Raw genomic sequence first — 9,970 nt, 5'->3', positions numbered from 1 at the left:
GGGGGGCAGCAGGCGGGCCGCTCACGCGGCCGCCTCCGGCGGGCCCTGCCGGGCCCTCGCCCCGCTGGCGCGGGGCCGGCGCGCTCCGCGCGCCTGGCGCGCTCCGCGCGCCGGTTGGGTGCCCCGCGCGTTGGGTGCCCATCGGTAGGTGGGGCACGGCGGGCGCTGACGCGCCGCCGGGAGGGTTCCCGAACGGTGGACCGAGGACGGGAGGGGTCAGCTGGGCGCACCACGGGCCGCTGTGCGCCCGCCTGCGCCCCGTTCCCACCCCTGCACCCCCACAAGCCCACCCGCACCCCGAACGGCCCTCAGACGCCCCCACACCGGGCCAGGGGGCCGAAGGGCGGCGGGCCGGCGGGCCGGGGCCGGGGGGGGCCGGCGGGGGGGCCGGGGGCCGGCGGGGCCGGGGGGCCGGGCGGGCCGCGCAGCCCCCACCCCCGCCCATGCCATAACACCGCCAGCACACCACCACACCCACACCACAAACAACACCACACAACCGATTGCGCCCACACCACAACGCGTGTATGGTTTGACTCAGCGGGAGGCAACCGGCCCCCTGCACCCCTAGCCTTGGAGGCTCTCATGCTCACGTTCAACGCCCGCCAGCTGCTCCGCGGTCTCGATGTCGCTTCCTACCCCGCCCGCCTCGCCGACGAGCCGGTCGGGGCTCGCCTGACCACGGTCCCTCTGGAGGTGACCGACCAGGGCCTGATCGCCTACAGCACGGACCGCTACCAGCTCGCCCGCACGCTGACCGAGTACGCCCTGGAGGCGCCCGCGCACGGCGCGGGCCTGCCGCCGGTGCGCCTGCACCGCTCGGGCCTGAAGGTTCTGCTCCCGGTGCTCCGCGCCGCGAAGAAGGACGGCACGGTGGAGCTGACGGCCGACGAGGACACCGTCACGTTCACCGTCCACGCGGCGAACGGGCAGGTGCAGACGGTGCCGCTGAAGAACTACGCGGACGCGGACGAGTATCCGAAGATCGCTTCCCTGTTCCGCCTGCACACCCAGCCGCGGGGCGCGCTCGAGGAGGGCACGTTCACGGTCAATCCGAAGTACGTCAAGGCGCTGGCCGACGTGACGGCGCGGTACACCAGCGACGGTGAGGTGCTCACGTTCGACCCGGACACCAACCACTCGGGCAAGCCCGTCGCGTGGGTCCACGGCCAGTGGGCGCACGGCATTCTGATGCCGATCCGTCGGGATCAGCTCCCCACGATCGACGCCGAGTACGAGGGCGTGGGACGTCTGTTCCGCGCCGTGCCGCTGATGCAGTCCCCGGAGTCCGCCAGCGTGCGGGAGGGCTCCGCCGTGGAGCGGGCCAGCACCCGCGGGACCGCCGAGGCTCCGGCCACGGCCTGATTCCCTCTCCCTATCGGCGGGGTCGTCGCACTGCGGCGGCCCCGCCGCTGACCGCCCGGGCCGCGAGCGCCCACACCCCCGGTGGCCCCGCCCGCACGATGCGGGCGGGGCCGTCCGCCCGCGGCGGCTGCCGCTGTCTCCGCGGCACCGCGAGCTCGCAGCGCGGCGCCGGCAGCTGGCTGCCCCTCCACGACACGTCCCCCGCCGGTCGCCGGCCCAGACATCGCCCCCACGGCGGGGCCCTGTCGTGCCGCCGTCTCCGCGCCCTCCCCCCTTGCTGAGCTTCCAGCCGTCGGCGGCCCCACGCGCTCTCGGCTGCTGGCCGTGAGGGCCCCGCTGCGGACCGTGTCGGGGAGATGGCCCGGGCCCGCGGCTCCAGCTGCCGCGGCGGCCGGCAGCTCGAGCTGGCGCGGCCGGCAGCGTCCTTCCGCGACACGTCCCCGCCCGGCCCGCCACCCCGAGCACGCCCGCCGCGGCCGCGCACCGGCCACACCCCGTGCCACCAGCCCCCACGCATCGCTTCCAGACCCCGCGGCGTGCCGGGGACATGCCCCGGATGCCCAGCTCCAGCAGCCGCGGCGGCCGGCAGCTCGAGCTCGCGGAGCCGGCAGCGGCCCTCCGCGACACGTCCCCGCCCTCCACACTCGCTCGCCACTGATGGCCGTGGGCACTGGGTCGCTCTCCCAGGTGCCAGTGGTGGTGTTCAGTAGACGCTAACCAACTGCCCTTCTTTGGCCTACTCTTCCCGGATTCGTTCGGGTTCTTAGAGGTGCATTCACTAAACACCTTCTGATTTGCTTTTCTGTCCCTCCTTTGCTATACTTGAAAGGCTGGGGAACTCCCGGTGCGCCCCGCGGAACTCGCCGCGCGGGTGCCTCGCATAGAGAGGAAACGAAGCATGACCCATGGCAGAGTACGAGGCCGCTGCAGCGGCCTGACACGTGCACATCACAACCGCTACGAGACAGGGAGAGGCTCCTGTGAGAGTCCGTTAGGCACGCACCGTCCGTCCATCTTGAGTAGGTGGATCAGACGCATCAAGATAAACCCAATACTCATATTCATTTTCATTCTTGCCGACCGCATGGTCGAAGTCACCGACACTGTCGAAGCTGCCGAGAAGGTTGCCGAGTGGCTTCATGCAGTCCCCTGGGAGGCGGTAGCTTCCTTCGCGTCCGATCTCGTACCCCACATCGTGGAACTACTGATTTGGATATTTCTACTCCTTTGATTAGGAGAAAATGCAAAGTTGAGCCCCTCTGGAGGATCTTCCTTCAGGGGGGCTCTTGCATGCCCGCCCGCCATGGCGACCCTGGATCGCCAGGATCCCGAGTACCTCTACGTGGCCCTGGTGGATGCGACCGGGCCGCGGCGGATGGAGGGCGTGGACTTCCACACGGGCACGTTCCCGGACGGGCTGAGCTGGAAGGCCACGGTGGAGGCGGAGGCGGTGCTCAACGCCGCCGTGGCCATGGGTCCGCGTGAGGCCGCCGCCGGTGCGCTGGCCGTGCTGGCCTACGTGTCCTGGCTCCGGGGCCAGGGGACCCAGGCCGACGAGCGCCTGGCGCTCGCCAAGGCGTGCGTCCCGTGCCACGCACACGTGCGCGCCGTGTCCGCCATGATCCGCGCCACCTCGGTGGCCGTGGTCGCCGCCGACCTCGACCTGTCCGGGAAGCCCGTTAAGGGCTGACCGAACCGGCCCGGGGGCCGCTCACCGGCGCCCCCCCCTGTCGCGGACTCGACCGCGCAGCCGGTAGCTCCAGGTGCAGCTGCCGGCTGCGGATCTCCGCGACACGTCCCCGCCCTGCCCGCGCTCGCGGGTTTGTCACCACCCCATCGTGAGTGTATGGTTTGACACAGCGGGAGGCATTCGGCCACCTGCACCCCTACCGGAGGAGGCAGCTCATGGAGCAGCAGACCACCACCCCCACCTACGCCGACGGCTACAAGGCCGGGTACCAGGACGCCAAGGCCTTCTACACCCGCCGCGACAACCACGCGCGCACCGTGGCGCGCCACTGGCGCGCCGTCGCCGACCACCCCAAGGGCGCCCGCTCCATCGAGGTGCTGACCATGCTCTTCCCCGATCTGGTCCGCACCCTGGACGCCATGGCCGCTCACGAGCTGGATCACCCCCAGCCCTGAGCCGCCACCTCCCCCGACGGGCGCGGACCGCACGGTCCGCGCCCGTCGGCGTCCCTGGCCCGCTCTCGCGGATCGGGGGGGCTGAGATCCTGGCGCACGCCGGCGGGGCGACGTCGCCCGCCCTCGGCGGCACGCGGCCCCCGGGCCCTCAGCCGAAGACGCCGCCGAAGGCCATGGCGGTGGCAGTCTCCACCACCCCCGTGACGGCGGACCCCAGGGCCGCGCTCCCTACGTTGGCGGCGAGACGACGCAGGCGACCGGCTCCCTCAGCCACAGGGCCGACGGCGGGCTGGTCTTCCTGGAGCGCCTGCTGGAGTTCGTCGATGGCCTCGGTCAGCTCCTCCTCCCCCTCCTTCTCCGCCATCACACGCAGGTCTGCAAGCGCGCGAGAGAGGTCTTCGACCGTGCTCTGAGCATGGGCGCCCTCGCCAACAGCCACAGGGCCAGACGGCGCGTGGAGATAGGTGATGTACTGCACGCCCACGCGATCGCTCAGCGCGGCATCGACCGCGGCGCGGCTGGGCAGCTCGCCGAGGGGGGTGTCGGCGGTGAGGTCGGCGACGAGCTCGACCAGGCTGGTGCGGATGCGGTCCACGATGCCGCGGAGGGTCGGACCGGGCACCGCGTACATCAGGCTGGTGATCTGCTGATGCGGCGGCAGGATGGCGTTGAACATCATCTGCGCTGCACTGAGCGGGCCGGTCCCGTAGTGGAACGCCTCCCGAGTCGCCATCTCCTCGATCTCCGCCAGAGGCCCCTTGAGGGTCAGCAGTTCGGGGAGCACCTCCCGGACGTCGTCGGGGAAGTCGTACCACGAGACGGGTTTCCTGCTCACGACGGTGTTGCCGCTGATGGAGGACATGAGCATGCCGGCATGGATGCTCCGGTAGGCAGGCGCGTCGACGTCGTCCGGGTAGCCGTTGAGCTCGAACCTCGCCCACTCCCGCAGGCTCTGCGAGCCGGTCTGCGCGCCGAGCATCAGGCACTTGCGCAACAGGCCGGGCAACGGTTCCGCCTCGTCGATGACGCGCTCGCGGAGGTCAGTGAGCAGTGAGCTGGTCATGGTGTCCTTCGCCGGATCCGGTGGGATGCTGATCGTATCCATCCCCCGGCTGAACAGGCCTCGCTCTCCCCCGCCCCGCGCGGCTCCGCGCCCGCCCCGCAGCCGCGCCGGGGACATGCCCCGGACCTCCAGCTTCCGCAGCCGAGGCAGCCCGGCCGGCCGGGCTGAAGCAGCCGGCCGCCCATCTCCACGACACGTCCCCGGCCGACCCGCGCTCGCGGACGCGTTCGCTCCGGGCCGGCCGGGCCGGGCCGGCCGGGCCGGGCCGCCCGCACGCCGGCGTCGCCGTCGAGTGGACGGGTCCGCCCACGCTGCGACCATGGGTGGCCCTGGCGGTGCTGCCCCCGTGTGCGCGTCCCCCCGGCTCCGCAGGTGTCTTGCTGGCCCGGGGCTGGAGCGTTGGCGCATGAGACGACGGCGGCCCCCCTCCAGTGAGGGGGGCCGCCGTGGCGGGGAGGTCAGCAGAGGTTTGCCTGGCAGTCGGGGCAGATCTGGGAGATGGTCCGCTCCCGCTCCACCTTGGTGCGGTGGGGCAGGACCTCGTGGACGGGCTGGCCGGCGTCCAGGGCGTCCGCCTCGTCCTGGGTGATGGAGACGTAGTCGGCCTTGCCGCAGAGGGGGCAGAGGCAGTCGATGTCGGCGCTGTCCGGGCCGTAGACGTTGTAGATGCGGTGGGCGATGCGTCCCATGGGGCGCTCCTTCGACGAGGGGTGCAGGCCCCCTGATGGGGCCCGCTACGTGTCTAACCATACACGCTCCCCGCCTATCGCACAAGCGTCTTTCGCGGTCGGTGCAGCAGCAGCTCATGCTGCATCTCCGCGACACGTCCCCGTCCGATCCGCGGGCCCAAGCTGCGGCCGCGAGCTCATCCGCACGCGATCGCCGCGGCCGGTCATGCCGGCTCGGCCGCGGCCTCCTTGGCTGCGGAGCTGCCCGCGATGAGCTGCGCGATGAGCTCGGCGCTACCGGGGGAGCTGGCGGCCGGCGCCTGCGGCTGCTCCAGCAGCTGCTCGACCCAGTCCGGCGTCTGGTCATGACGCTGGGCGAGCACGTAGGGCCCGCGGAGCAGGGCGGGCAGGTTGTAGGCCCACACGACGGGGTCCTGGGCGTAGGTGGCGCGCCGGCGCTCGCCGCGGCCGAGGTCGTCGACGGTGGGGGTGGGCAGCTCGAGGTCGAGGTGCCCCTCGGGGTCATGGATCTGGACGTCCTCCCCGTCAACGTGCACGTATCCGACGTGCCGCTGGAGGCCGGAGGGGCCGTCCAGGTGGTGGATGGTGATGGTGAACATCAGATCTCCTTATGTTGATCTTGTATCAGTTTATCAGCGCTCGTAGAGATTCGACAGGCTCAGGATCCGGCCCTTGCTCTGCATCAGGCGTGCCCGCCGGCGCACCTCGTGGAAGCGGCCTTCCTCGATCGTGCCGCGCAGGCCCAGGCCGTCTTCGGAGTCCAGGAAGCGGGCTAGGATGGCCTTCTCCTCCCGAGTGGTCGCGCGGGCCTGCGGGTGCTGTGAGCGCGCGGCGACGAACATCGAGGCGTTCACGCCGCCGACGCCGTCGGTGAAGGCGAATCCGTTGTCGATCGCCGAGAGGCCGCGGCGATCCATCAGGACGTTGCCGCGGTGGCGGTCGACCTGCCCGATCAGGCAGTCGAAGAAGGCCAGATCGCTGGCCTGGTCGGAGTGGTGCTCTGCCATGTGCACCACGTTCGCCCCTGCCCGCATCGGCCCCCCGGGGACTCCATAGGAGATGGAGCCCCACTGGCCCTCGTACTTGACCAGGGCCACCGGAGGCACCAGAGCCGCGTACTTCGGGCCCAGCGCCTGGGCGAACTGCGAGGCCGCGGCCTCATGGGTGGGCTGGTGCCGGCCGTCGTGGCCATAGGCCTCGGCGGTGTCCATGTCCAGCTCGTCGTAGGGCTTGAAGTAGCCGCACGCGCCGTCGTCCCACACCAGACGCTTGATGTCGTTGACGCCCTTGCCCGCGACCGGCGCACCCTCACGCGCCGAGTCCATCCGCATCAGCTGCCGCTCTTCGGCGGTGCGCCCCTGCCGCTCCACCAGCAACGCCACGCGCGCGGCCTCTTCCTCGCCGCACTGCTCCTCCCACTCCGACCACTCGGGTCCGCGAGCGCCCGTCGAGGCTGAGCCGGGAGCCGGGGTCGGGGTGCGGTGGTCGCGGCCGGCGCCTGCGCCTGCGCCGCCGACGGCTCCGCCGCCACCGGCCACTCCGGCGCCGCCAGCGCCCCCACCGCCGCCGACGCCTCCTGCTCCGCCGGCGGCTGCGGCGGCCGGCGCTCCCCCGCGGGCCGGGGCGCGGCGGGCTGGGGCCTTGGGGTCGTTGCGCAGCTCGGTCTTGGCGGCCTCCCATCCCTTCTTGGCCGGGCCCGCGGCGCGGGCGAAGACGCTTTCCGGAGCGCCGGCCTGACCGGCCCACTCCTTGATCTCGTTGATGGGCTTGCGCTGCCTCTTCAGCTCGGCCAGCTCGTCAGCCTTGCCCTCGGCCTTGGCCCATCGGGCGATCTGCTGTCCGATCGCCCGGTTCTCCCGTCGACGCTTCAGCGCGGCCTCCCGTGCCGTTGCGTTCGGGGGGCATCGACGTCCGTGGGGACACCCCGCCTCGCCCTGAGCCCTGCACATGCCAACCTCCTGGTCCGTTCCATCCGCCCTGCACGGGCGCCTTCACTGACCACAAGGCCGGGCTCTCCGCGGCATGTCCCTAGCTGCTGACGAGTCCGTCAGGTCAGTCGTCCAGGCCGCGGGCCCGGCGTCTGGCGGCCCGATAGGCGGCGATCATGACGATGGCCACGAGCACGGCGCCGGCCCCCAGGACGAGGGGGAGGCTGACGCCGACGCCGGTGTCTGCGAGCTCGAAGGAGGCCTGGTCTGCGGGGACGAGCAGGCCGATCTCCAGCAGGCTCTGGCGCACGGAGTTCATGGCGCTGGCGGCCCAGGCGGTGAAGGCGCCGGTGCCCAGGAAGAACATGCCGGCCAGGGTGATCCAGATGATGTCGGTGCCGTCGCTGGTGCCGTTGGTGTTCGCGCTCATCTCAGTTCTCCTCGTGTTCGACGTGGCGGGTGGGCAGCATCTCGGTGGCGGCCACGGAGATGCCGCCGGCCTCCCCGGTGTCGCGCTCGATGTACTCCAGGTAGATCCCGGTCTCGTCCTCCTGGGGGTCCTCGGCGAGCACCGCCCAGGTCTCGGCGTCGGGGTCGATCTGGATCAGGTCGCCGGCCTGCAACTCCTCGGCCGGGGACTCGACGGGCTCGCCGTAGCCCTCGAAGAGGTCCTGCTCGTCGTCGGGGACGTAGGGCACGTGCTTGCGCTCGGCGATCACGGGGCGGCTGGGGTCGGCCAGCACAGCCGGAGAGGGGCGCCCGGTCGGGCGTTCCTCGACCGCGGCAGTGGCGGGAGCAGTGTTCAGGGACTGCAAGGCCGCGAGCGCGGCGGCCGGGACGGCCGCGTTGGCGGCGGGCGCGGTGGCCGGCTGCACCTGGGGCTGGTCGGGGGCCTCGTAGACGCGGGCGTCCATGTAGTCGGCGTAGCTGGTGGGGTTCTCGTTGCCGTCCAGGTCCATCGTGACCGGCTCGAGGATCTCCACCAGCATCTTCTTGTGCACGACTTCGCGGGGGCGCACCGCGGCGACGCGCTGGGGGTCGTAGTCGTCGGATCCCGGGTCGGGGTTGGGGGCGTAGATGGTCTGGATCATGACGGGCACGCCGGCGGAGTTCAGGGCCATGCCGCGGCCCTTGATGTGCCGGGGGATGGTGGTGCCGACCACGTAGGAGTCCCACATCATCTTGGCGCCGTCGGGGCTGAGGCGGGACATGGCCACGCGCATGCCGAGGTTGTCGCGGAACTCACCGGAGATGAAGCGGGTGTCCGCGCGCTGGAGGCCGATGAGCATGTGGATCTTCGCCGAGCGGCCCAGGCGGCCGATGTTGCCCAGGCGCTTGAGCACCGCGGACTTGGAGGATCCGCCCTTGGGCTTGACCTCGGCCCACCAGTCGTCGGCGGCCTCGAGCAGCGTGGTGGCCTCGTCGACGATCAGGGCCACGGGCTCGAAGTCGGCGGAGGTCGCCTTGCCGGCCTCGATCAGCGCGTAGCGCTCGTTCATCAGGTCGTGGGCGTCCTCGATCAGCTTCACCTGGTGCTCGATGCGCGAGGCCAGCCGCTCCACGTTCGGCCAGTCCCGCAGGCCGATGAACTCGATCCGCTTGCCGTCGATCACCCAGACCTTCCAGCCGGCCTGGGTCAGGCGCTGGACGACGTTCTGCTCCACGACGGTCTTGCCCGAGCCGGTGGTGCCGACCACCACCATGTGGGGTTGCTTGCGGGGGTGCCAGGAGAGCTGCTCGCCGTCCTCGTCCACACCCAGGGGGATCTGGAAATCTCGGTAGTCGGCGTGGGTGCGCACCAGCGGGGAATGCTCCGGCGGGGGCAGGACCAGGGAGGGCATCGGCTCGCGGGCGGAGAACACGACGGTGTCCTCCACGAGGTTCCACTCCGGGACCCAGTCTCCGGGCACGCGGGTGGCCAGGACTCGCTCCACGCGCAGCCGCTTGGAGGCCATGGCCATGTTGCTGCCCTGCTCGTGGGCGACCTCGATGCGGGTCGCGTCGCCGTCGTCGTTGAGCTCGACCTTCACGCGGGCGGACTCGCCCAGCAGGTCCCGCACCACCCGGGAGGCGCGTTCCACGGTCGGGTCGGTCTTCTCCACCTGCTCGGCCCCCACGGCACCGAGCACCACGCGTCGCTTGCGCGGCAGGTGGGCCTCCACCTTGTACTTGGCCCCGAGGCTGACCGAGGTGACCTCGGCCAGGGACTTCAGCCACTCCGGGTCCGGCACCACCCTCGCGTGGTAGGTCAGCTGCACCTGCTGGGGCAGGCCGATGAACCCCCCACGCCAGCGGGAGAGCTTCACCGCGGCCCGGGACGGCCGCGGGCGGATCATCATCACCGGGCAGATCTGCTCGGTGAAGTGGTCGGCGATCTCCGCCCGCTGCCTCGCCCGCTCGGCCACCACCAGGGATGCCGTCGAGACGCCGGCACCACCGCCGGCGACCGTGTAGGCCAGGGCCGGGTCCGTGGCGGCGAACATGCCGGCGGCCAGCGCGCCGGCGGCGACCAGTCCCGATCCGATCCCGAGGAACTTCGCCGGCTGCGGCTGAGGGGCCAGCACCCTGAGCCCCTCGTCGACCTCCTGATGCGCGCCGGCCTGCGCCGTGCCCACACCCATCTGCGGCTCCATGTCCACGCTCATCTGCGGCCTCACCCTCTGGCCCCGAGGACGGGGCCGACGACTCTCGTTCACTGCCCATAAGGCCCGCCCGCGCCGCCGATGTCCCTCCCCCCGCCTCGCCGACGCACCCCCCCTCTGATCGCCTCCCGGTACCCC

The 9,970-nt window shown here is 71.8% G+C and carries 10 protein-coding genes; 3 read left to right on the top strand and 7 right to left on the bottom strand.

What is annotated here, in order from left to right; translation table 11 throughout:
- Positions 1-585: 585 nt before the first annotated feature.
- A complete protein-coding gene (locus ACI2K6_RS16080; protein ID WP_098471853.1) occupies positions 586-1,365 on the top strand; it encodes a hypothetical protein in 780 nt (259 codons plus the stop codon).
- Positions 1,366-2,356: 991 nt separating this feature from the next.
- Here the strand turns inward: ACI2K6_RS16080 and ACI2K6_RS16075 are convergent.
- Positions 2,357-2,506, bottom strand: a complete 150-nt coding sequence (locus tag ACI2K6_RS16075; protein ID WP_173233053.1) for a hypothetical protein — start codon at positions 2,504-2,506, stop codon at positions 2,357-2,359.
- Between the two features lie 162 nt (positions 2,507-2,668).
- Here ACI2K6_RS16075 and ACI2K6_RS16070 point away from each other — a divergent pair, with 162 nt between their 5' ends.
- Both ACI2K6_RS16070 and ACI2K6_RS16065 read left to right on the top strand, forming a co-directional pair.
- On the top strand, positions 2,669-3,055 hold the full coding sequence (locus ACI2K6_RS16070) for a hypothetical protein (RefSeq protein ID WP_098471854.1): 387 nt from the start codon (positions 2,669-2,671) through the stop codon (positions 3,053-3,055).
- 215 nt (positions 3,056-3,270) lie between these two features.
- Positions 3,271-3,510, top strand: a complete 240-nt coding sequence (locus ACI2K6_RS16065; RefSeq protein WP_098471855.1) for a hypothetical protein — start codon at positions 3,271-3,273, stop codon at positions 3,508-3,510.
- 148 nt (positions 3,511-3,658) lie between these two features.
- Here ACI2K6_RS16065 and ACI2K6_RS16060 read toward each other — a convergent pair whose 3' ends face one another.
- The 6 genes from ACI2K6_RS16060 to ACI2K6_RS16035 form a co-directional block, all read right to left on the bottom strand.
- Positions 3,659-4,573 (bottom strand): hypothetical protein, encoded by a 915-nt coding sequence (locus ACI2K6_RS16060; RefSeq protein ID WP_098471856.1) that lies wholly within the window; start codon positions 4,571-4,573, stop codon positions 3,659-3,661.
- Positions 4,574-5,031: 458 nt separating this feature from the next.
- Entirely contained in the window at positions 5,032-5,262 is a 231-nt protein-coding gene (locus tag ACI2K6_RS16055) for a hypothetical protein (RefSeq protein WP_098471857.1), read from the bottom strand.
- A 203-nt stretch (positions 5,263-5,465) separates the two neighbouring features.
- Positions 5,466-5,861, bottom strand: coding sequence for a hypothetical protein (locus ACI2K6_RS16050; protein ID WP_098471858.1), 396 nt, complete (start codon positions 5,859-5,861; stop codon positions 5,466-5,468).
- A 33-nt stretch (positions 5,862-5,894) separates the two neighbouring features.
- Positions 5,895-7,211: a hypothetical protein gene (locus ACI2K6_RS16045; protein WP_173233047.1), complete on the bottom strand. Its 1,317-nt coding sequence runs from the start codon at positions 7,209-7,211 to the stop codon at positions 5,895-5,897.
- A 103-nt stretch (positions 7,212-7,314) separates the two neighbouring features.
- On the bottom strand, positions 7,315-7,620 hold the full coding sequence (locus tag ACI2K6_RS16040; protein ID WP_098471859.1) for a hypothetical protein: 306 nt from the start codon (positions 7,618-7,620) through the stop codon (positions 7,315-7,317).
- Position 7,621: 1 nt separating this feature from the next.
- Entirely contained in the window at positions 7,622-9,835 is a 2,214-nt protein-coding gene (locus tag ACI2K6_RS16035) for a type IV secretory system conjugative DNA transfer family protein (protein WP_143741622.1), read from the bottom strand.
- Between the last annotated feature and the right edge of the window lie 135 nt (positions 9,836-9,970).

It is taken from the genome of Microbacterium sp. NPDC006705, assembly GCF_044903545.1.
GTDB lineage: Bacteria > Actinomycetota > Actinomycetes > Actinomycetales > Microbacteriaceae > Microbacterium > Microbacterium plantarum.
This window is presented reverse-complemented; position numbering and strand designations above follow the sequence as displayed.

Coding starts and splice junctions, on each gene's coding strand:
- ACI2K6_RS16080 (WP_098471853.1), top strand. CDS start 586: ATGCTCACGTTCAACGCCCGCCAGCTGCTCCGCGGTCTCGATGTCGCT.
- ACI2K6_RS16075 (WP_173233053.1), bottom strand. CDS start 2,506: ATGAAGCCACTCGGCAACCTTCTCGGCAGCTTCGACAGTGTCGGTGAC.
- ACI2K6_RS16070 (WP_098471854.1), top strand. CDS start 2,669: ATGGCGACCCTGGATCGCCAGGATCCCGAGTACCTCTACGTGGCCCTG.
- ACI2K6_RS16065 (WP_098471855.1), top strand. CDS start 3,271: ATGGAGCAGCAGACCACCACCCCCACCTACGCCGACGGCTACAAGGCC.
- ACI2K6_RS16060 (WP_098471856.1), bottom strand. CDS start 4,573: ATGACCAGCTCACTGCTCACTGACCTCCGCGAGCGCGTCATCGACGAG.
- ACI2K6_RS16055 (WP_098471857.1), bottom strand. CDS start 5,262: ATGGGACGCATCGCCCACCGCATCTACAACGTCTACGGCCCGGACAGC.
- ACI2K6_RS16050 (WP_098471858.1), bottom strand. CDS start 5,861: ATGTTCACCATCACCATCCACCACCTGGACGGCCCCTCCGGCCTCCAG.
- ACI2K6_RS16045 (WP_173233047.1), bottom strand. CDS start 7,211: ATGTGCAGGGCTCAGGGCGAGGCGGGGTGTCCCCACGGACGTCGATGC.
- ACI2K6_RS16040 (WP_098471859.1), bottom strand. CDS start 7,620: ATGAGCGCGAACACCAACGGCACCAGCGACGGCACCGACATCATCTGG.
- ACI2K6_RS16035 (WP_143741622.1), bottom strand. CDS start 9,835: ATGAGCGTGGACATGGAGCCGCAGATGGGTGTGGGCACGGCGCAGGCC.